At 54.4% G+C, this 21,436-nt stretch carries 17 protein-coding genes and 1 pseudogene; 6 read left to right on the forward strand and 12 right to left on the reverse strand.

Going from position 1 to position 21,436, the window contains the following annotated elements; translation table 11 throughout:
• Window positions 1-31 precede the first annotated feature (31 nt).
• Window positions 32-3,018: pseudogene (locus tag DI579_RS05175) on the forward strand (leucine--tRNA ligase).
• 56 nt (window positions 3,019-3,074) lie between these two features.
• Entirely contained in the window at window positions 3,075-3,455 is a 381-nt protein-coding gene (locus DI579_RS05180; protein WP_290598657.1) for a hypothetical protein, read from the forward strand.
• A gap of 88 nt (window positions 3,456-3,543) precedes the next feature.
• Here DI579_RS05180 and DI579_RS05185 read toward each other — a convergent pair whose 3' ends face one another.
• Together DI579_RS05185 and DI579_RS05190 are read right to left on the reverse strand one after the other, a co-directional pair.
• Complete coding sequence (locus tag DI579_RS05185) at window positions 3,544-4,872, reverse strand: acyltransferase (protein WP_303678836.1); 1,329 nt, start codon at window positions 4,870-4,872, stop codon at window positions 3,544-3,546.
• 43 nt (window positions 4,873-4,915) lie between these two features.
• A complete protein-coding gene (locus tag DI579_RS05190) occupies window positions 4,916-5,410 on the reverse strand; it encodes a ferritin (RefSeq protein WP_290598655.1) in 495 nt (164 codons plus the stop codon).
• A gap of 167 nt (window positions 5,411-5,577) precedes the next feature.
• On the opposite strand from DI579_RS05190, the gene DI579_RS05195 reads away from it, so the two are divergent.
• From DI579_RS05195 to DI579_RS05210, 4 genes are all read left to right on the forward strand, one after another.
• Window positions 5,578-6,378: an SDR family oxidoreductase gene (locus tag DI579_RS05195; protein ID WP_290598654.1), complete on the forward strand. Its 801-nt coding sequence runs from the start codon at window positions 5,578-5,580 to the stop codon at window positions 6,376-6,378.
• A 224-nt stretch (window positions 6,379-6,602) separates the two neighbouring features.
• Entirely contained in the window at window positions 6,603-7,727 is a 1,125-nt protein-coding gene (locus tag DI579_RS05200; RefSeq protein ID WP_303678837.1) for a lysophospholipase, read from the forward strand.
• A gap of 340 nt (window positions 7,728-8,067) precedes the next feature.
• Complete coding sequence (locus DI579_RS05205) at window positions 8,068-9,936, forward strand: hypothetical protein (RefSeq protein ID WP_303678838.1); 1,869 nt, start codon at window positions 8,068-8,070, stop codon at window positions 9,934-9,936.
• Between the two features lie 129 nt (window positions 9,937-10,065).
• The gene (locus tag DI579_RS05210; RefSeq protein ID WP_290598649.1) at window positions 10,066-11,184 is read left to right on the forward strand and encodes a hypothetical protein; all 1,119 of its coding nucleotides are present in this window, start codon (window positions 10,066-10,068) and stop codon (window positions 11,182-11,184) included.
• On the opposite strand, the gene DI579_RS05215 is transcribed toward DI579_RS05210, so the two are convergent.
• The 10 genes from DI579_RS05215 to DI579_RS05260 form a co-directional block, all read right to left on the reverse strand.
• Window positions 11,181-11,636, reverse strand: a complete 456-nt coding sequence (locus DI579_RS05215; protein ID WP_290598647.1) for a hypothetical protein — start codon at window positions 11,634-11,636, stop codon at window positions 11,181-11,183. The genes DI579_RS05210 and DI579_RS05215 overlap by 4 nt on opposite strands.
• 100 nt (window positions 11,637-11,736) lie before the next feature.
• Window positions 11,737-13,368 (reverse strand): ABC transporter ATP-binding protein, encoded by a 1,632-nt coding sequence (locus DI579_RS05220; protein WP_303678839.1) that lies wholly within the window; start codon window positions 13,366-13,368, stop codon window positions 11,737-11,739.
• Window positions 13,369-13,371: 3 nt separating this feature from the next.
• Window positions 13,372-14,340, reverse strand: a complete 969-nt coding sequence (locus DI579_RS05225; RefSeq protein ID WP_290598645.1) for an ABC transporter permease — start codon at window positions 14,338-14,340, stop codon at window positions 13,372-13,374.
• Window positions 14,333-15,259 carry an ABC transporter permease gene (locus DI579_RS05230; protein ID WP_290598644.1) on the reverse strand — a complete coding sequence of 309 codons (927 nt, stop codon included), beginning with the start codon at window positions 15,257-15,259 and terminating at the stop codon, window positions 14,333-14,335. Before DI579_RS05230 ends, DI579_RS05225 begins: the two co-directional genes overlap by 8 nt.
• A 2-nt stretch (window positions 15,260-15,261) precedes the next feature.
• A complete protein-coding gene (locus DI579_RS05235; RefSeq protein WP_303678840.1) occupies window positions 15,262-16,938 on the reverse strand; it encodes an ABC transporter substrate-binding protein in 1,677 nt (558 codons plus the stop codon).
• Between the two features lie 227 nt (window positions 16,939-17,165).
• The gene (locus DI579_RS05240; protein WP_303678841.1) at window positions 17,166-18,134 is read right to left on the reverse strand and encodes a GDSL-type esterase/lipase family protein; all 969 of its coding nucleotides are present in this window, start codon (window positions 18,132-18,134) and stop codon (window positions 17,166-17,168) included.
• 157 nt (window positions 18,135-18,291) lie between these two features.
• Complete coding sequence (locus DI579_RS05245; RefSeq protein ID WP_303678842.1) at window positions 18,292-19,335, reverse strand: GDSL-type esterase/lipase family protein; 1,044 nt, start codon at window positions 19,333-19,335, stop codon at window positions 18,292-18,294.
• Between the two features lie 57 nt (window positions 19,336-19,392).
• The gene (locus DI579_RS05250; protein ID WP_303678843.1) at window positions 19,393-19,560 is read right to left on the reverse strand and encodes a hypothetical protein; all 168 of its coding nucleotides are present in this window, start codon (window positions 19,558-19,560) and stop codon (window positions 19,393-19,395) included.
• Between the two features lie 75 nt (window positions 19,561-19,635).
• Window positions 19,636-19,932 carry a hypothetical protein gene (locus DI579_RS05255; protein WP_303678844.1) on the reverse strand — a complete coding sequence of 99 codons (297 nt, stop codon included), beginning with the start codon at window positions 19,930-19,932 and terminating at the stop codon, window positions 19,636-19,638.
• A gap of 497 nt (window positions 19,933-20,429) precedes the next feature.
• Window positions 20,430-21,212, reverse strand: a complete 783-nt coding sequence (locus DI579_RS05260; RefSeq protein ID WP_303678846.1) for a hypothetical protein — start codon at window positions 21,210-21,212, stop codon at window positions 20,430-20,432.
• Window positions 21,213-21,436 lie beyond the last annotated feature (224 nt).

The raw sequence follows: 21,436 nt of genomic DNA on the forward strand, positions 1-21,436 counted from the left end.
TTTTCACCTGTAGTCCCACCCCAGGAGAAGCATTATCGTGTCGGAGAATATCGAGATCGGCCCCGTCTACCGCTACGGCGCTAAACTGGCCGCCCAGATCGAACCCCGTTGGCAGCAGGAATGGCACAACCGCCACACCTTCGAAGCCCCCAACCCGGTAGGAGACCTCGCCCCCGCCGACGGTTCCGATATTCCCGCCGATAAACTCTTCGTCCAGGACATGTTCCCTTACCCGTCCGGTGCCGGCTTGCACGTCGGCCACCCGCTGGGGTACATCGCCACCGACGTGTTCGCCCGCTACAACCGCATGCTGGGCCACAATGTTCTCCACACCCTCGGCTACGACGCATTCGGCCTGCCCGCCGAACAGTACGCGGTACAAACCGGCACACACCCGCGTACCACCACCGAAGCCAACATTAAGAACATGGAGCGCCAACTGGGGCGCCTGGGCCTGGGCCACGATAAACGCCGCTCCTTCGCCACCACCAATGTGGACTACTACCGCTGGACACAGTGGATTTTCCTGCAGGTCTACAACGCTTGGTATGACGCCGACGCCACCGGGCGGACCTCACCAAGGTGGAGCGCGCCGAGGTTATCGACTCGCAGCGCCTGGTATACCGCAGCAACAGTGCTGTTAACTGGTGCCCCGGACTGGGTACCGTGCTGGCGAATGAAGAGGTCACCGCGGAGGGTAAGTCCGAGCGCGGTAACTTCCCCGTGTTCCGCAAGAACCTCAGCCAGTGGATGATGCGCATTACCGCCTACTCTGACCGCCTCATTGATGACCTTGCCGCCCTCGACTGGCCGGACAAGGTAAAGGCCATGCAGCGCAACTGGATTGGACGCTCCCAGGGTGCCTATGTGGACTTCCGCATCGACACTGAAAACGGTGCTGTCGGAAACAGTGACAGTCAGCCGGGCGAGACCATCAGTGACCCCATCACCGTGTTCACTACTCGCCCCGATACTCTCTTCGGCGCAACCTATCTGGTCCTCGCCCCCGAGCACAGCCTGGTCGACAGTATTGTGGCACCCGCCTGGCCCGACGCTGCTGGCTCTGCTGCCGGCTCTGCTTCTGCCAGCTCTGCCACCGCTGCTATCCCGGATTCCTGGAAGGGCGACGACGGCACCGGCAACCCCTGCGCGACCCCCGCCGAGGCCGTCCGCAACTACCGCCGCACCATCTCCTCCAAATCTGACCGCGAACGCCAGGAAAATAAGGACAAGACTGGCGTGTTCACCGGCGCCTACGCCATTAACCCGCTGAACAATACGCGCGTCCCCATCTTCATCGCCGACTATGTGCTCACCGGCTACGGCACCGGCGCCATTATGGCCGTGCCTGCCCACGACACCCGCGACTTCGACTTCGCCACCGCCTTCAACCTTCCCATCATTGATGTTGTGTCCGGCGGCACCCACAATGAGGACGGCACCCTCACCGAGGCGTACACAGGTGACGGCACTCTCATCAACTCCAGCAGCGAGAATGGCCTCAACCTCAACGGCAAAACCATTGCCGACGCGAAAGCCGCCACCATCGCCTACCTGGAGGAAACCGGGGCCGGTGCCGGCACTGTCCAATACAAACTACGGGACTGGCTCTTCGCCCGCCAACGCTACTGGGGTGAACCGTTCCCCATCGTCTACGACGAGGACGGCGTGGCTCACGCTCTTCCCGAAGACATGCTCCCCATCGAGCTACCCGAGGTGGAGGACTATAAGCCCGTCAGCTTCGACCCTGACGATATTGATTCCGTCCCCAGCCCGCCGCTTGCGAAAGCCATCGACTGGGTGAATGTGGAGCTCGATCTAGGTGACGGCCTGAAAACCTACACGCGCGACACGAACGTTATGCCGCAGTGGGCTGGCTCCTCCTGGTATCAGCTGCGCTACATTGACCCCACTAATGAGGATATTTTCTGCGATATCCGCAATGAAGAATACTGGGTGGGGCCCCGCAAGGACCTCCACGGTGAGCAGGATTTGGGCGGCGTCGACCTCTATGTGGGTGGCGTGGAACACGCTGTGCTGCACCTGCTTTACAGCCGATTCTGGCACAAGGTCCTCTTCGACCTAGGTTATCTGACCTCCGCCGAACCCTACCGCAAGCTCTTCAACCAGGGCTACATTCAGGCCTACGCCTACACCGATAGCCGCGGCACCTACATTCCCGCCGCGGAAGTGGAAGAACGCGACGGCCACTACATCTGGACCCCCACCGAAGCCTCCAAGCTGATCGCCCAGAACTGTGGCGTGGCTGTTGGCGAGGAACTCGAAGTGAACCGCGAATACGGCAAGATGGGCAAGTCCCTCAAGAACGCCGTCAGCCCCGACGAAATCTGCGACAACTACGGTGCCGACACCCTGCGCGTCTACGAGATGAGCATGGGCCCGCTCGACCAGTCCCGCCCTTGGGCCACCAAGGATGTTGTGGGCGCACACCGCTTCCTGCAGCGCGTGTGGCGGCTCGCCATCAGTGAGGACAGTGGAGAGGTCACCGTCACCGACGAGACTCTGGATGAGGAAGCCACCAAGTACCTGCACCGCACTGTGGCCGCTGTCCGCGAAGAATACAGCAACCTGCGCGACAATACTGCCATCGCCAAGCTGATTGAATACACCAATTTCCTCACCAAGAAATACGGTGGGGTGAAGGGTGTGGATGGCACGCCGCGGGCTGCGGTGGAGCCTCTAGTGCTTATGCTGGCGCCGGTCGCCCCCCACATTTGTGAGGAACTGTGGGAGCGTCTGGGGTATGACGAGTCCCTCGCCCACGCACCATTCCCCACCTTTGACGAGAAATGGCTGGTGGATGATGCGGTGGAGATTCCCGTGCAGGTGAACGGTAAAGTTCGCGCCCGTATCCAGGTGCCTGCTGATGCGGATCGGGAAACTCTCCAGGCCGCCGCTCTCGCCGATGAGAAAGTGGTGGAACTGTTGGGCGGTAAGCAGCCGGTGAAGGTTATTGCCGTTCCTGGTCGCTTGGTCAACTTAGTTGTGAAAGGCTAATAAGGCCAGCTTGAGCACATCACATGACATCTGTCATTACACGTAAAGGATTGACTATGAAAAATACGCGTATCTGTGCAGCTGTATTGGCACTGTCTTTGGCTGCAACAGGCTTAACAGCATGCGGCAACAATGATGATGCCGCCACCAGCAGCACTGAAACCACCTCCACGACTAGTAGTACCACCAACAGTACGGCTAGCAACACAGTCAAAAAGAAGAACAATAAATCGTCCCAGCAGACAAAAGATGCGCCTGCTTCCTCAGCTGAGATAAAAAAGCAGGAACAAACTAATCAGTCTGCTGGATCCAAGAAACCTGCGCCGCAGCAGCAGCCTTCTCAAAAGCCTTCTCAGCCTGCGCCTAAGCCTACACAGACTTCTTCCAGCCCGGTTCTTGTCCCCGGTAACGAGGATGGTCCAGTAGTTGGCTACTAATAAGGTTCACTAGCGAGACTCAATAAAATGCGGCAGCTGCTTTAGTTACGTGCAGCTGCCGCATTTTTAATATTTCTTCACTATGTTGTTACGCATGCTTTTGCGTAGGACCGCCGGTTTTCTTGGGCCGTGCCCAATTCTTCATAATGGGCTTATCCACGTAGGTGTACACAAGCCCGGACACGATAAGCGACACTACAAATGCCAGCACACTAAACCCTAGCCAGCCGGCCCAACCGTAGCTTTTACCGCCAATGAAGGTGCGTGTCACCCACACCATCACCGGATATTGCACCATGTAGAAGGCAAAGGACACATTACCCAGCCACACATTGGTTTTACTGTTCAGGAAAGTACTTTTACCTTCTAGGTCGCGTCGGGCAAGAGTAGCTATGCACATAGCGGTAGGTAGTAGGAATAGTGCTGACATTTTGAAGTTGATGGGTACCCACCATGTGAGGGCATAGGATATGGCCAGTAAAAGCGTTGGCCACCAGATTTTCGTGTTGCGCCACCAACCGGAGATAACCAGTTTGCAGGCCAACACCCCTAACCAAAATTCTCCAAAGCGAGACAGTGGGAAGTAGTAGCTCAGCCAGTAGCTGGGGTAGTAGGCTACAGACTCACGCTGGAACCAGGCAGGATCCGAGTTGGCAGGATAGTGGGGGCTAGTGGTGGTATCCAGAATACGCACAGAAAAAGCATTCGCAATCCCTTTGGGACCGTCAGTGAAACAGTAGTAGCACACATGCATGACGATGAGTGCCACCAGCAAAGTAACAAAAGCGATAATGATCTGCTTATTGCTGTGGAGTTTTTCCACCAGTGGTTTCAGAAGAGGGAATGAGAAGTAGAACAGTATCTCCGCACACAGAGACCAGGCTGGTACATTTAGTGCGCCCAGATAGGTCCATTGCGGATTCCAGGTGTGGATAAGGAAAACCTCCGGCAGCCAGGTAATAAGCCGACTGAAAGGAACCGCTACCAGCGCCATCAGCATAAGAGTGGAAAGCCAATGGGTGGGGAAAATTTTGAGAACACGGCGACGGTAAAAGAGGAGGGGAGTGTCATCGCTACGGGAGGAGTAGTAGATGATGAAGCCGGAGAGGAGGAAGAAGAACGTCACCCCCAGAGAACCCAACTGCATGGGAATAGCCTTGTGGAGGTTGACGAAAGCTTGCGTGCGTTGGAAAGGGTAAACCGGTAGAAAAATGACACAGTGCAGAATAAACACTGCCAAGGCGGCATACCAGCGGGCGCCAGTGAGCGAAGGAAGAGCAGGACGACGCACGCCAGGTTTACGAAGAGATGTCGCTGGATCCATGCGTTTATCGTACTGGGTATATGTGCAAACATAGGAAAGACCCTCCCCTGTAATAGGCAGATCGTTAACAAATGGCAGGAGAGAGTCTTTCAATATTTAGTTATAGACGCTTAGTTACTGATTTGCGCGAAAGATGTTACTTGGCAGCGATTTCGCGAGCGACCCAGTTTTCTATCTCGAAAACAGTGGCGCCTTCTTCTTCGACGATGGCAAGGAGGCGGCTGAAGTAGGCTTCTTCCTCCACCTGCTCATCGATGAATTTTGTGATGAAGGATTCGCCGGAGAAGTCGTAGCTGTCGCGGGCGACGCGGGCGAGTTTCTCAATCTTTGAGGTGACGAATTGTTCGTGTTCGAAGGCGACACGGACAGGCTCGACGAATCCGTCGAAGTCGTTGCGGACGGCCGGAATCTCGGGAACCTCGGGCTTAATGCCGGCGTCCTGGAGGTAGTGGATCATCTGCATGGCGTGGTCGTATTCTTCATCGGCGTGGCCTTTGAAGACGTCCGTCATTTGCGGCATGTCGAGGTTGTCGTAGTGGATGGACATGGCTAGATACTGGTTGGAGGACACCAGCTCAAGGCCGATTTGTTCTTGCAGTAGTTTGTGGAATTCAGAGTTTATTTTTGTCATATATTTATCCAACCTCGCGTTCCGTCTCTCTGCAAGGAATGTAAGGCTATATTTATAAATGTCAGAAGAAATTTTACCAGCGCTTATAGAGAGTAAACCTCGTAAATTCTTCTGTAGCGAAAATGTGAATATGTAACGCAGCGCAAAACAACAACGATAGGAAAGATATGACTCAAAAAGCCGTATTTGTTTCCGGTGCTGGACGTGGCATCGGCCGTAACATTGCTGAACGATTCGCCAAAGAAGGCTACCTTGTTGGTGCCTACACCCGCTCGGGACACTTTGACTGGGGACAGCACGATCCCAATGTTATACAAGGAAAAATGGACGTCTCGGACCCCGAGGATTTTAAACGCGCCATTGAAGACTTTATGAAGCACACCGGCGGTCGCCTCGACATTCTCGTTAACAACGCGGGTGTTGCCGTTATTGGCGAATTCGAAAAACAGGAGTTCAAGGACGAAAAGCGTCTCTTCGACGTCAACGTCATGGGGTGCATTAACGGCATCCACGCCGCTCTGCCTTACCTGAAAACCACCCCTGGCGCCCAGATCGTCAATATTTCCTCCGCGGCTTCCTTCGTCGGCACCCCAGACCTGGCCGTCTACTCCGCCGCTAAGTTTGCTATCCGTGGCCTCACCGAAGCCCTCGATATTGAATTCATGAAATACGGTATTCGCGTTATCGATGTGAACCCGCTCTTCGTGAAAACTAACATGGTGAAAGATGCTCTGGACCAGGGCAATAGCATTCCTATTCTGGAAACACTTGGTCTAAAACTCACCGCCGACGATGTCACCGACGTAGTGTGGACCGCCACCCGCCCAGAAAAGCAGAAGAGTTCACGCATCCACTGGGCTGTCGGCAAACAAGCCCGCATCCTCAGCCATCAGCACCTCTTGCCAAATGCGGTGCCACGCGCTTTTACACGCGCCTTGGCAAAGCGTAATATCGACAAAGGATGTTAGTTACCCGCTAGCATCTACTCATTACACTATTACCTTTCATCACCCCCTCAGTCAGTACATCTGGCTGAGGGGGTGAAGTAATTTTGTGGCAATTAAGCCCCCGCCAACAGGGAAAATATTACGATGGGGTTAACAACACATCCCCTATACACGCGCCCAGCTAGCGCAAAACCGTGGTGAATCCGTCTTCCAACTTCCATTTCTACAAAGATAGGAACATTCTCATGCGGAATCGTATTCTCACTGGCGCAGTCGCCATCGCATCCGTTGCTGCTATTAGCTTCGGTACTGTCAGTACTGCCTCCGCCGCCCCGGCATACAAGCCCTACCCGCACCAGATTCACAATATGGTGGCACCCAAGGCAAAGATTTCACAAGGCTACTTCACCTCCGCCAGCCCCGAGCATCCCAAGATCTACTACAAGTACAACACTGTGGCGAAGCCCAAAGCCGCCATCGTTGTTGTCCACGGCTTGGCGGAACACTCTGGCTGCTACGATTACCTCACCTACCGGCTCAACCTGGCAGGCTTCTCCGTCTACCGCATGGACCACCGCGGACATGGCAAATCAGTCGAACCCTACACCAAGACCAAGAAAGGTAACGTCAACTCCTTCGACTACCTTGTTGATGACGTCCACCATGTTCTCATGACCGCCAAGGCACAGAACAAGGGCAAGAAGGTCTTCGTTATCGGCCACTCGATGGGCTCCTTCGCCACTGAAATGTTGGAAACCAAGTACCCCACTGACATGGATGGCACCATCACCAATGGTGGTGGTATTCCCTGGAACCCCTACGGCAAGAACACTCTGCAGCCAAAGATGATCACAGCTAAGGGATTACCGGCAGCCAACACTAAGCTGGACCCCACCATTTCTGAAAAGCTCCCTCTCGATAAGATCCTCAGCTTCAAAGGTGTGCTCCCCACTGTACTCACGGAGAAACAAACCCGCAAGGCTCCCCTCACCAGCCCCGATGCGCTAACTAAGATCGATATCCCCAACAAGCTTGCCGGTGGTGTCTGCTCCGATACCAAGATCGCTGAGGAGTACCAGAAGGATCCGCTGAACTCTAACAGCTTCACCGCATCCACTGTTGTACAGATGCTGAACGGCCTGCTCTACGCCACCTATAACGCGAAGGCCTACACCCGCCCCACCCTCATCATGCACGGTCAGAAGGATGGACTTGTCCCTTCCTACATGGCCATTAACTGGGCTAACGCCATTGGCTCTAAGGATAAGGAATTCATATTCTGGGTTGGCCTCATGCACGAAACCATGAACGAAGTAGTGCGTGACGAAGTAATTAACTACGTCATCAACTGGGTGAACCGTCACCTCTAAAACTATTTCCTCGTGAGAAGATCCGCATGACGAGATACTGAATATACGTTGTTGCCCCGACCTATATTGATCGGGGCAACAACGTATACATTGTTAACATATTGATTTGTTAACCGACAGCATAAGAACTATGGCCTTCCAGCGTTATTAAATAATAAATTTGGGGAAATAATTTATAAATTTGCAGGTTATATAGTTATTAAATGGTAAATATCACAAAAATAATATCTCAATTCTTTAACGAAAAAGTATCAACATCCTAGACTTGTATGGGTATACCTTTGGTCTACACGTCTAACCCTTTTAACCCCTTCATAGTCTTCCCGAAAGGAACATGCCTGTGTCTCGCTGTGCTACGACAATCTTGTCTCTGGTGACAGCAGTAGCACTTGCAGCTCCGGCAGTTGCCGCTCCGGTTCCTGCAGCTGCTGCCGCACCAGCGCTCCAGTCCAGTGCTTCTGCGCAGAATGCCTACTGTGAAACCTCCGATGAACTCACTCTTGGTGGAGTTTTTAACCTCACTGTTGATGCCATCTCCGGCACATTTGCAGGTCATCCAGAACAACAGAAAAAATTTGAGGATAATGCCCGCAAATACGGTGATCGTTTAGGACATATGCAGATCAGCCGGCTCCTGGTGAACACCCCAGCCTCCCAGATCGGCGGTCCCTCTCGCGAAGTTGACGACCACGTTGTAGACCTCGTCGTCAGCAGCATCATGAAAGGTCGCAACAACGGCTGGAAGGACACCGTCAACCTTCAGGACATCACCCTTAACGAAGCTATTGAAAGCGTCCTCACCGTTCTCTACTTCGGAGGCATTCCCCTCCAGCTTTGGTCGGAAGTTATGCCGAAGGGACTCGTTATCAGCTTCCTGCATATCTTCCACATCTCTACCTTTGGTGGTGCCAAGCTTGTAGCGAAGTACGCCCCCAAGATGATTCAGGCAATTGGTGGATTCGTCCAGAACGCAATGCAGGAAAACTGCATCTCCAAGAAGAACTCCAACTCTCACCCCAACGCCTACAACCACAACCCCAACGCCAAAGGACTCCCCGGCAAGATGGGTGTGAACATTCAGAAGGTTGTTGACGGCCTTGGCGTTGCTAGCGAATCCTGCCGCCCGCTCAGCGAGTACACCCTCCGCGAAATCTCAAATGAGGTCATCAGCGGAATGAGCAAGCAGGTTCGCCCCGAGTTCCAGACACTCTTCTACATGGCCACCAAGTTCTACCTGAACCAGCTGGAAATCATTAAGATCAACCAGGGCACCATACCGGTTCGTGCCGACCAGATCGGTGGCATCATCGAAAAGATCGATAACCCCACCATCACCTACATTGCCTCCACCGCAACCTCCTTCAAGGACAAGCGCGCCTTCACCTGGATCACCCTCGGTGACCTCACCGTTGAAGACGAAATGAACATCTACACCCTTACCACCCACATTGCTGAGAAGATCACCACCATCATGTGGAAGATCCTCGTCATCAATGTAGGCGATAAGATCGTCACCGATGCTGTTCAAAAGGCTTTCCCCGTCCTTATCCCCACTGTCCCCTCCGCAAAGAGCGTAGTGTGCAAACCTGCAGAGATTCTGGGTAAGCCACTAGGCGTGGTAGGCGCGGTTACCAGCCTTAAACCAGCTATCGCCGTCGGTGCACTCGCCGGTATTGCTAGCTTACCGCTAGCATTGCCGTTCAACCTCATACCTGTCCTTGGCTCTAAGGTCGCTATCGCAATCGTGACAAAAGCTGCCAAGAGCGGGTTCGGCCTAGTAGAAAAAATAGGCATAGACAAGGCAGCAGGTATACCGGGGAAGCTCTGCGGTATTGGCTACAAGATCCTCGGTCTCCCTGATTGGAAGCTCGATGTTGTGCCGAACTTCGTTCCGCTACTCTTCTTCTACCCGGATTATGTACACCCGGTAGTCCATGGTGTTGTCCGCTCCGTCTGCCGCGTTAATGACCCAATTGCCTCTGATTGGACTCGCAGCACTGACATGATCGAGAAGGACGCCAAGCTCGCTGAAAAGCACGGCACCTACACCATGCCTGCCGACACCACCATCACCATTCCGATTATCAACAAGAAGGTTTCCAACCCCATCCATAAGGATAAGAGGTGGAAGAAATACGAGAAGGACGTTCCCCAACGTCACCGCGTATTCGACACTCCACAAAGCACCCCAGCTAACAAAACTAAATAAACAACTAAATAAGCACTGACCCTCAAAAAGCTGCCCTCCCCGCATCTAGCCGGGAGGGCAGCTTTTTGTCATTCACACGTTGGTGCGTCATAAATAAGAGGAAATTATCAATAAGTTATACTGGCATCCATGATTATTCGCCCCGCCAAGCACCTTTATAAATGCGTTACCGGCATTGCAGTAGGGATTCTCCTCGTTTCATCACTGCTCGCACCCACTGCAGCTAATGCCGCTCCCACTTCGCATACCGTCACCCCAGTACATGTAACAAACTGGCGTGATGAAGAGTCAGTAAAAGCGGGAAAGGATAGTCTCACAGCCCTTCACAATGCCATAGCAAAACTTCCCGTTGAACCCCATTGGGGAAAGCACGACATAGACGCATCAACTAGCACTGACCCCAGTGAAGTAACCAGTATCGCACCACCAGTCGTCCAAGAACTTATCGACACCATTAACCCCCTCAGTGCCGGAAAACCAAACTATGTCGCAGTAGGAGATTCCTGGCCAGGAAGTTCACTCATCGGCACAATACGTATGGATCCCTGCTGGCGTAATCGCTTAGGCTACCCAGAAATGATTGCTGTCGGCACAAAGCTCTCGCTCCGTAACACTTCCTGTGCTGGGGCTGGCCTTAACTCTTATTGGCTACACTCTCGCCTAGTAAGAACTAGCGCAGATAAGAAAACGGGCATTTACAAAAGCCCCATGAGAGATGCCATCGACGAAGATACACGTCTGGCCACTATTCAATTAGGCCTCAACGAGTTCCTCCGTCTCTTCTGTTGGTACGACCGTCTCCACGGACGTACAGAAATGCAGTGCACCAGCGCCATCCACGCGCGGTTTCGCACAGTCGAACCCTACCTTGAAGCAGTTTATGAAGGAATATACAAGGATGCCGTTCGTCGCTCCCACCCCTCAGCAAAAATAGTGGCTGTAGGGTACAACCAGATGTTTAACGGCGGAGGCCCTTGCTGGGATGGGATCATTCTAGGCTTCCAAACCCGGAAACTCGTTGACGAGCTCATCGTGAGTCTTAATAACGCAGCACGCAACGCTGCTGAACGGGCGCATATTCCTTACTACCAAGTAGGAGAAGGAGAAAACACTCTCCTCCGCTCAGCCTGCGGCATACCCTACTATCGTTACATAGCTGGATATGCTATTGTCGAAGGCAGTGAAATGCTCCACCCCACTATCCGCTGGCACATCGAACTAGCGCGGCACATTGTGAAAACCTATTAGAAAGGAATCACAATCATTTCCGGATCCCTGCTACGTGTACACGACAGGGAATAGCCATCGCTCTTCGCTACAGCAGCAGTGCTAGTGGAGCACGTCCAGTCACCTAAATGCGCAACACTCGCATTCCCCTCATGCTTAATGCTGGAATCACGCAAATAAATATTGATGATGCCCTTGGCCTCCGTACACGGCACAGTGCTCTCCTTCACATAGAGAGTGCCCTGCCCCTCCACTACACCACACTTATGGGTGACGCCGTTCTGTGCTGCAGCAGCCGGAATACGTGCAGAGTGCTTATCAGTGGGGTTTTTAGTGGGGCTGGAGAGGGAGCTGGATGGGGTAGTAGTGCTGGAATCGGTAGTGTCGGTGGAGTCAGAAGAGTGGCAGCCCGCTAGGAGAGCAGCGGAGGCTAGAACAACAAGGCTGGTGGCGGTAAAACGACGATTCATCATAGCCTGAGATTACCCCAGCAACACGACCAGCGGCCAGCCCTGCTTCTATCTGCACGAGCTACACATTAAGAACACACAAATACGTTAAGAATGGTAAACACTAGCCGAGGATCTTGGCACCCGGGATAGCATCCAGTAGCCGTTGTGTGTACTCCTGCTGCGGGTGGGCGAACAGTTCGTCTGTTTCTCCCCGCTCCACAATGGCACCATTGCGCATAACCACCACATCGTCAGCGATCTGCTTCACCACCGCCAAATCGTGGGTGATGAACACGTAGGTGAGGCCCAGATCCCTCTGCAGCTCATTCAACAATTCCAGAATCTGCGCCTGCACCAACACATCCAGAGCGGAGACAGCCTCATCACAAATAATGAGCTCCGGCTCCAACACAAGAGCACGAGCAATAGCGATACGCTGCTGTTGACCACCCGATAATTCCATGGGGTAGCGGCGCAGCATGGACTGGGGTAGTGCCACCCGGTCCATAATCTCACTGACGCGCCGGGCACGTGTTTTCTTATCGCCCAAATGGTGGACCTTGAGCGGCTCCTCAATAATGTTGAACACCGACCACATGGGGTCCAGGGTGCCGTAAGGATTCTGGAACACCGGCTGTACGCGCTTGCGGAAGTTCAATTCTGCATCGCGGCGCATCTTACGGATGGGTTTACCCTCATAGGTCACTTCCCCCTCTGTGGGGTCCAGCAGACCCAGCATCATTTTCGCCAGGGTAGATTTACCGGAGCCGGATTCGCCCACAATGGCGGTGGTGTGCATCTGCTTGATGGACAGGTCCACATTGTTGACGGCGGTAAAGTACTCTTTCTTCCACGGCCGGGAACTAGGTAGCAAAAATCGCTTCGTTACACCCTTCACCTGCAGCAGAGTGAGGCCACTATCGGAGGATTTGTGGTGTCTGGTCTCGGAGCGCTGCGCTGCCAAACTGGGGGCGGCCGCAATGAGTTTCTTCGTGTAAGGATGCTGTGGGTTAGTAAGGATTTCCCGCGACGGCCCCTGCTCCACAATATGCCCATGTTGCATAACGATGACGCGGGTGGCGCGTTCGGCAGCAAGACCCAAATCGTGGGTGATGAGGAGCACCGCGGTGTCGAGGTTCTCAATGAGCCCCTCCAGGTGGTCCAGGATCTGCTTCTGCACCGTAACGTCCAGGGCAGAGGTGGGTTCGTCGGCGATGAGGAGCGCCGGGCGGGCATGTAAACCAATGGCGATAAGGGCGCGCTGGCACATGCCGCCGGAGAACTCGTGCGGGTACTGGTTGAAGTGTTTTTCCGGTTCCGGCATGCCGGCCTCGGCAAGCAGTTCGCAGGCGCGGGCTTTGGCGGCTTTACCTTTAGCGATATGGTTGGCGGCCAGTGCTTCGGTAATCTGTTGGCCGATGGTCCACACGGGGTTGAGGTTGGTCATGGGGTCCTGGGGAACCAGGCCAATCTTGCGGCCGCGGATAGCCGACATTTGCTTGTCGCTAGCACCCACCAGCTCTTCGCCTTGGAAGACGATGGAGCCGCTTGTGACATGCCCGGTGGCGGGCAGGAGGTCAATGATGGCGCGGGCAGTGGTGGATTTACCAGAGCCGGACTCACCCACAATGGCGACGGTTTCCCCAGGGTAAATCTGGAAGTTGGCGTCGTGGACGGTGGGTATGGGGTTCTTGCCGGAGCCGAAAGCAATGTTGAGGTCTTTTACCTCGAGGAGGGGCGTGCGGTTATCCATGGCTTATCCCTTCCGTCCGCGGTGTTGTTCTTTCGGGTCCAGAGCGTCTTTCAGTGCGTCACCGAGCAGGATGAAGCCCAGGACGGTGAGGGCGAGGGCGAAGGAAGGCCAGAAGAGTGTGAAAGGGGCTTGGCGGAGTGTCTGCTGGGCGACGGAAATGTCGTTACCCCAGCTAATAGTGGTGGGGGGAAGACCAATACCGAGGAAGGAGAGCGTCGCTTCCGCCACAATGAACACACCCAGCGAAGTAGTGGCCATGACGATGATGGGGGCCAGACAGTTGGGTAACACGTGTGTGAAGAGGATAGACATGCGGGATTTTCCCACCGCCCGCGCGGCCAGCACATAGTCATTGTTTTTTACGGTGATGACGGCGCCGCGCACCACGCGAGCCATCTGCGACCAGCCGAATACGGACAGCACCAGAATGACGGTGCCGATGTTGCGCTGCGGGAAAAGCTGCATGAGGACGATGCCGGCGAGCAGTAGGGGAATGGCGAAGAAAATGTCGGTGATGCGGCTCAGTAGCGAGTCCAGGAAACCACCGTAGTAGCCGGCTAGGGCACCCATGAGGATACCGATGAGGGTGACGAAGAATGTTACCGCGATGCCGACGATGACGGAGGCGCGGGCACCGTAGATGACGCGCGCGTAGACGTCGTAGCCTTGCTGGGTGAAGCCGAAGGGGTGGCCGGGTTTGGCGCCTTCGAGGGAGTTGAGGAGGTCCGCTTCGGCGGGGTCCACGCTGGTGAAGAGGCTGGGGAAGGCCGCTACTAGGAGGACCAGCAGAATGATGGTGACGGAGATCCAGAAGAGGGGGCGGCGGCGGAGGCGGCGCCAGGCTTCTGTCCACATGCCGGCGGGTGGGGTGTCGGGCACAGTCTGGTCGACGGTATCGACAATGCCGGCAGCAGTAGTACTGACAGCAGCAGCGGCAGTGGTAGCGGTTGTGGGGGTGTTGTCTTTAGGCATAGCGGATCCTCGGGTCGAGGGCGGCGTAGAGGAGGTCGATCAGCAGGTTGGCCACCATGTAGATGAGGACCAGGAGGGTCACGATGGAGACCACGGTGGGGGCTTCACCGAGCATGACGGCGTGGTAGACCAGGCCGCCGATGCCGGGCACGTTGAAGATGCCTTCGGTGACGATGGCGCCGCCCATGAGTCCGGCTAGGTCAGTGCCGATGAAGGTGACAACCGGTATGAGGGAGTTGCGGAGAATGTGGTGAAAGATCACTCTGGGGCGGCTGAGGCCTTTGGCGGTGGCGGTGCGCACGTAGTCAGCCTCCATCACTTCAGAAACACTGGAGCGGGTGAGACGTAACACGTAGGCGAAGGACACCATGCCCAGCACGAAGGCGGGGAGAAGGAGGTTGACGAAGCTGGGGTTTCCTCCCACGGTGGGTGGTACTACGCCCCATTTGATGCCGAAGAGGTAGCGGGCTACGAAGCCGAGGACGAAGGTGGGGACGGCGATGATGATGAGGGAGAGCACCAGGAGGGTGGAGTCGAACCAGCCGCCTTTTTTCAGTCCCGCTATTACGCCGAAGCCAATGCCGAAAACTGTTTCGATGACGAGTGCCATGAGGGCCAGTTCCACGGTGATGGGGAAGGCGCGGGAGATTTCATCAATGACGGGGCGGCCGCTGAAGGTGGTGCCGAAGTCCCCGGTGAAGATGCCTTTCAGGTAGAGCCCGTACTGGACGATGAACGGGTCGTTCAGGTGGTATTGGTCGCGGAGGGCTTTGACCAGCTCGGGGGTGAGGGGCTTGTCGCCGGCGAGGGCAGCTACTGGGTCGCCGGGGGTGAGGAACACCATGGCGTAGATGAGGAGGGTGGCGCCGAAGAAGACGGGGATCATTTGCCCGATGCGTTTAACGATGTACCAGCCCATGTTTATTTCTCCTTGACGGGTGTGGGCTTTTCGATAAGCGTGTAGTTGGGGTAGCCATTCCACATGATGTGGACACCTTTCAGCTCGGGGTTCCAGGCGGTGGAGGCGTTGGGATACCACAGGGGAATAGCTGGGAGGTCCCGCATGAGGATGGCTTGGGCTTTGCGGTAGAACTTCTTTGATTCGTTGATGGAGGACGCGGCCGCGGCCTGGGAGATGAGCTTATCGAATGCGGGGGAGGAGTAGTTGCCGTCGTTGGAGGAGGCGCCCGTCATGTAGAGGGGTTGGAGGAAGTTGTAGACGGAGGGGTAGTCGCCTGCCCAGCCGGAGCGGAAGGCGATCTTAATGGTGCGTTGGGTGATTTCGTCGCGGAACTGTTTGAAGGTGGGGTAGGCCTTGCCATAGGCGGTGATCCCCAACACTTGGTGGAGGTTGTTACAGACAGCATCGACCCACTGCTGGTTGCCACCGTCGGCATTGTAGCCAATCTGGAAAGTGTCATTCCAGGGTTTTATGCTGTTGGCTTGCTTCCAGAGTTTCCGGGCTTTGTCCGGGTTGTAGGTGAGGACGTCATTGCCAGGCACATTGAGGTCAACATCGCCCAGGGTGGGGGAGGTGAATTCTTTGGCGGGGGTGCGGGTGCCGAAGAAGATTTTGTCCGTAATGAGTGGGCGGTTGATGGACATGGAGATGGCGGCGCGGCGCAGGCGGCCTTCTTCACCTTGGAAGTGGGGGAGCCATTCGGGGATGACGAAGGCACTGGAGCTGGCGGTGGGTTTGTTGTTGTAGCTGGTGGGGAAGTCGGTTTGGAAGTTCGGTAGGGCGGTGGAGCCGACGGTGTTGCCGATGGTATCGAGTTGGCCGCCGAGGAGGTCTGCGTAGGCGGTGTCGAGGCTGGTGTAGAAGATCCACCAGATACCTTTGTTGTGGGGGGTGAGGTCGCCTTTGTAGCGGGGGTTTACTTCTGCGAGGACACGGTCGTTATGAAGCCAAGCTTTACCGTCTACCAGCTTGTATGGGCCATTGCCGATGGGATGTTCGCCGAAAGACTTTATGTCTTTGTAGGCGATGCGGGGCAGTGGCATATAGGGAATATGTCCGAGGCGGAGTGGGAAACCTGCCTCTGGCTGGTTGAGAGTAACGGTAAAGCTCAGCGGGCTTGTGACGGTGAGGCCGCGCATATGACAATCGGTGTTGTCTTCGGGGATGACGTCCTCGTAGCCGTCAATGGTGCTGAAGAAACTCTGGTTGAGTTGCATGTTTTTACCGCACGCACCATAGTTCCAGGCGTCTACATAGCTTTGCGCGGTCACGGGTTCACCGTTGCTGAAGGTCCAGCCGGGTTTCAGAGTGATGGTGAACTTAGTGGAGTTGCTGTTCGCCTTAATAGACTTGGCGTGGGCCAGCACCATTTTCCCGTCGTTGTCGTAGCGGATAAGGCCGCTGAAGAGGTAGAGGAGAATGTCCCCGCCGCCTACTTCGTTTGTGTTGGTGGGAATGAGGGGGTGTTGTGGTTCGGACCCGTAGACGCGAATGACACCGGCGGGGGTGGCGTTATTGTCGTTGCCGCAGCCGGTGAGGGTAGTGAGGCTTCCGGCGAGGAGGAGTGCGCTGGCGCCAGCGGCAAGGGTACGGCGGAGTCGCCGTGAGGGCAGTGGCAAGGAGTGGGCATTGGTCATGTCCGGGATCCTTATGGGTATGCGACAGTGCTACGTAATTATTGAGTTACTGAGTTAGTGGCGGTGGCGTCGTGTTAGCGCTATGCGGCAGCAACAGAACAGCAGCAGAATAGTGTCAGTATCACGCCAATGCAGCATCAATGCAGTATTGAGTAACCGCGGTGTTCAGTAAATAGCAAATAGTAAACAGGGTCGGGGTTAATAGGGGCTGGAGGTACGGCTAGGGGCTAGAGGGAAGAGTGTGTGCTCTTCCAGTCTTTCCACATTTGCTCAAGGGTGGCGGCAATGTGGGCTTGGCCGTTAACGGTGGGCCCCATGGGGTAGGAGGCCTCGGGTACACCACTAAACGTGGTGAAGCGCATGCCAGGGGCACCACAAGCGGAACGAACAGCAAGGTTCTTTGATACAACCAAAGAGTAAATACCGGCTGTGCGGGCTGCCTGGCGGATAGTGCGGTTAAGTTTATCGTAGATCGTATTGTAGAAATCGCGATCTCGTGGGGGAATAAAAGCGCCGTCCCAACATGTATTTGTGCCGTTGAAGATGGGCATATAACCGATGGCAACAACAAGAGCATTCCCGCCGGCGTGGGCTTTCGCTGCGGTGTATAGGGCAGCGAGATGGCTTTCTAGACCATCGAATTTTTCCAGAGTGGACTTCTCGTAGCGATCTCGGCAGGGGCCGCCGGTCAGTTCTGTCAGTTTTCCGGACGCCATACTAGCATACTGTTTGCCCCAGGACGCGGCGCACTTGGAGAAGAGGGAGGTGGGGCCAGCGCCAACAATATCGCGTAATCCTAGTTGGATAGTGATAAGGCGGGTTTTCTTGTTGATAGCTTTAATTTGGGGAGAGTTGGGGGAGTTTCCGAAGCCAGCTGGTTGCGTCCACTGGAAGTTTTTACTGGTGGCGTTGTAGCAGGCAGCTTCGTTAAGCTGCAGGCCGGTTCCGGACGCTGTGATGGCAGGGTAGTCCTTTTTGTTGCGTCCGCAGAGGTTTTTTTCTGGATGGAACCAGGAGCCTGCCACAGTGGCGGAGTCTCCAATAGCCGCATAGTTGTAGGGGCTAGTGGGGGCAGTACCAGTATCGTCGCCTGAGGTGGGAGTAGTGGGGTCGGCGACGGCTTGCGGGGTGAGGGCAAGGCTGGCAGTAAGAATGGTGCTGGCAGTTAGGCCGGCGAAAACTCGTGCGGGTTTCATCCGGGGCATCCCTTCTAGAGTGCTCTATACGCTGATAGGGAGATTCATACGTGCCGTAGTGCTTGTGCCTGGTGCATTGCAATACAGGAGATAGCACTGCATGAAATATCAACGTGTTGCATTATTAATCCATACTACCTGTTAGAAAAGCTGGTATCTATTCACGAGGAGCTATGTCACTGCTTGTTAACCGCGAATGACGTGGGTATTTAGATAGATAGATTTTGCTTACAGCGTATGCAGTAGTGACAGCCGCCGCGAAAGTGGGGTGCATAGGATAAGTAACTTCTGGGAAACCAGTGGAGCTTGCCCAACGGAGGAAAGGAAGCCCACACGTTGAAGTAAGACGTATCTGGTGGTCTCCGGGAATATAGGAATACACATGGGCTTTGTGTGCAGCAAGACGAACTGCCCGGTTGATTCCCTTGAATACATGGTTAATGTAGGCGCGGTCAGCAGGCCCAATGAGAACATTGTCCCAGCAGGGTCCACCGGGGGTAAACATTTCCGCATAGCCGATGGCTATGACCATGCCATTGGGGGAAATGCGTTCTTTAGCGTCGCGGTAGATACCTTCCAATTCCAGGGGAAGAAACGCAATGAGGGAACGGTATGTTTTATCAATACGATCCTGGCAGGCACTGTGGCGGCGGTTAGTGTTCGTGTAGGCAGCGGCGAAACATTCCCGGACAAGTTTCATGTGGTATGCCAGCATTATGTCATTAAGGCCCAGGTTAATGGTGGCTAAGGCAGTGTGCTTGTTGAGTTTGTCGCGGTAGGCGGCTTTCACCGTGACATGCGTGCCTTTTACTCGGGAGGGGTACCAGTAGCCGGATCCAGTAGCACCAATGCAGGCCGGTTCCACTAGCGGTAAACCAGTTGTGGCGGCAACTAGGTGGGGGTAGTCGACGACGTTACGGATACACGGTTCCCAGAGGTCAGCAGGGTCAAAAGAGGCTGTTGTGTAGGAATCGCCAATAGCCACATAGTGCGGAGTATGACGGGATACCGCTAGAGCATCTAGATCCGTGGAAGCATCCTTCTGGGGCAGGGCTGACTGGGAATCGGCAGGTACAATAAGCCCCATCATGCCCAACAGCTCATTAGCAGCAGCGACAGCTTCACGCTCAGCTACTCGAGCACGGTATGCAGTCCAATCGCGAATAATAAACGAGTACCGGCGAGTCTGCGGCACAATCATTGGCACAACAAGCCATAGAACAGCAACAAGTGGGCCTCCCCACGACGGAATCGCAGCCTAGAAAAATCGGGCTACCAGCAAATACAGCAGCGACGACCAAAACAGACGCACAAAACGCCACACACCAAGAAATAGCAAACCAATGCCGCGACCAAGCAGCCACGCAATAGGATTTTGCCGCTTACCTTCTTCTGACTTAGCTTCAAGTTCTTCAGCAGTAAACATATCAGTTCTCCTTACTAGAACATTGCAGTAGGGGGCCAGTACAGTGCTGACCCCCACACATCATTATTTAGTTATTCAGTCGACGGATACAGGAATCAACGTCTGGGCCTCGATAGACATGCCAGGACACCCATTAATCGAGAATTGGTTAACCCACACGCGGCCATACACCTCATAAACAGAGAACCGCTCAAGATCGATCGGCTCCTCCAGGGAGAGGTAAACATCACCACGCATCTTGTCGTTCCTGGTAACATCCCATGCTTGCAACGCGAACACCGAGTACAGGGCCTTACCAGTCTCAGACATCACCGGCTCACCATTACGAGCCTTCGGCTTCAACTCGTCCGCAGGCTTATTACCCAACGACATGAACTTCACCTTAGAATTCAGCGACTCAGCTACAACCTCGAGTTTCATTAGATTCTCCTTACTCAGTTCTCCAAAGTCCAGGACCTGCGGTGAATGCGGAGAACTGAAAACATCCACCGCAAGTCAATAAACGAATATCGCATCCGTTCACTTTGTTCTCTAAAACATACTAGGGCAGAAATCAACCCAGCAAATTACGCTTAGAGAGAAAAAAGATTTTCGAATCAGCAAACTATTCCAAACTATTCCAATAGGGGGTACGGACCGGTCGTACCCCCTAGGACCCCCGACCGCGCGAGCAAGCTCGCGAATTTTCGGGCCATCTTGGAACGGTAAATATTAGATTGTTCTTGTTACTGAACTAAACCGGCCACAAGTAAAGCCAGTATTCACTACACAGCGGGCCGCTTCCTTCACCTATCTAGCTGCACAACAAGGGGGGCATGAAAGAGAAAGCAAAGGGCACAGAACACGGCGGGCCGATTCGCTAACTTATATTAGCTGCACAGAGAAGGATGAGCAGCCAAATCAGAATCCTCAGCAAATACCTCAGCCAGGGAATACACAGGAAGTTCCAAGTCCGTTAGGGTACGATCCAACTCCATTCGCCGATACGAGGTCAAACGCCGACATAGCGCATTCCACTGAGCCTTCGACACAGCAGAGCTAGAATACCACGGCAACTTCTTCAGCGACAGATTAGACACCAACCACACTACATGCCAATTTGCACGCTTGTTGTGATAGCGAGCCGACAAACGAGTCGGATAGATATCAATCGCCTGGAGAAACGTCTCGAACTTCATCTGACCAGAGAACTCATCCAGAAGCAATACTGGCTCATTCGAATACTCATCAAACGGATGCTCATAGTCAGAGACCCGGTAAATAGTATCCATGTCATCGACGCTGTTGTACACCATATGCGTCTTCCCAACACCCGGCAGGCCATAAAGGTAGTGAACCTCAAGATCCTTACGATAACCACGGCCAACACGAGACTGCTGAGCTTGATACATACGATCCACATCACGATGACGGTGCAGCAACTCAGGATGCTTCAGAAGCACTTGATTAGAAGTTAGACCCTCATTCATAACAAGATTACGTATCTTCAGAGTTTCATCATCATCGGTGTCTATCAGGTCCGCGAGGTCCATCTCCAGGAACTTGCCACCCACAAGAGGCGGCTGATCAGGAACCCGAGTAGACAACTTCAGCACATAGCTACGAGCAGGCAGAGCCGACTGAGTGAGAATTGGCCGTGGTCGTTGCCGCAAAACTTGACGGTGCTGTAGCTGTTGTAAGACTTACTGCCGTGATGATGGCGGTGAGAAAGACATGCGGGGCGTCCTTTCCTGTCAAGAACATAGTAAAGGACAATGCAGAAATGTATATCCAGAGTCTTTTTTCCGACACACCAATGACAAAAATGTAATTGTGATCTGTATCACCACAATGGCTGTCATTGATGTTTATGAAAACCTGCGACTATGCCCCGTAA

It is taken from the genome of Lawsonella clevelandensis, from assembly GCF_003241315.1.
Taxonomy (GTDB): Bacteria; Actinomycetota; Actinomycetes; order Mycobacteriales; family Mycobacteriaceae; genus Lawsonella; species Lawsonella clevelandensis_A.

Excerpts from the sequence above, each read along its gene's own strand:
- DI579_RS05225 (WP_290598645.1), bottom strand. The coding sequence starts at position 14,340 with ATGCCTAAAGACAACACCCCCACAACCGCTACCACTGCCGCTGCTGCT.
- DI579_RS05250 (WP_303678843.1), bottom strand. The coding sequence starts at position 19,560 with ATGTTTACTGCTGAAGAACTTGAAGCTAAGTCAGAAGAAGGTAAGCGG.
- DI579_RS05255 (WP_303678844.1), bottom strand. The coding sequence starts at position 19,932 with ATGTCGTTGGGTAATAAGCCTGCGGACGAGTTGAAGCCGAAGGCTCGT.
- DI579_RS05180 (WP_290598657.1), top strand. The coding sequence starts at position 3,075 with ATGAAAAATACGCGTATCTGTGCAGCTGTATTGGCACTGTCTTTGGCT.
- DI579_RS05200 (WP_303678837.1), top strand. The coding sequence starts at position 6,603 with ATGCGGAATCGTATTCTCACTGGCGCAGTCGCCATCGCATCCGTTGCT.
- DI579_RS05190 (WP_290598655.1), bottom strand. The coding sequence starts at position 5,410 with ATGACAAAAATAAACTCTGAATTCCACAAACTACTGCAAGAACAAATC.
- DI579_RS05210 (WP_290598649.1), top strand. The coding sequence starts at position 10,066 with ATGATTATTCGCCCCGCCAAGCACCTTTATAAATGCGTTACCGGCATT.
- DI579_RS05220 (WP_303678839.1), bottom strand. The coding sequence starts at position 13,368 with ATGGATAACCGCACGCCCCTCCTCGAGGTAAAAGACCTCAACATTGCT.
- DI579_RS05245 (WP_303678842.1), bottom strand. The coding sequence starts at position 19,335 with ATGATTGTGCCGCAGACTCGCCGGTACTCGTTTATTATTCGCGATTGG.
- DI579_RS05235 (WP_303678840.1), bottom strand. The coding sequence starts at position 16,938 with ATGACCAATGCCCACTCCTTGCCACTGCCCTCACGGCGACTCCGCCGT.
- DI579_RS05230 (WP_290598644.1), bottom strand. The coding sequence starts at position 15,259 with ATGGGCTGGTACATCGTTAAACGCATCGGGCAAATGATCCCCGTCTTC.
- DI579_RS05195 (WP_290598654.1), top strand. The coding sequence starts at position 5,578 with ATGACTCAAAAAGCCGTATTTGTTTCCGGTGCTGGACGTGGCATCGGC.
- DI579_RS05240 (WP_303678841.1), bottom strand. The coding sequence starts at position 18,134 with ATGAAACCCGCACGAGTTTTCGCCGGCCTAACTGCCAGCACCATTCTT.
- DI579_RS05215 (WP_290598647.1), bottom strand. The coding sequence starts at position 11,636 with ATGATGAATCGTCGTTTTACCGCCACCAGCCTTGTTGTTCTAGCCTCC.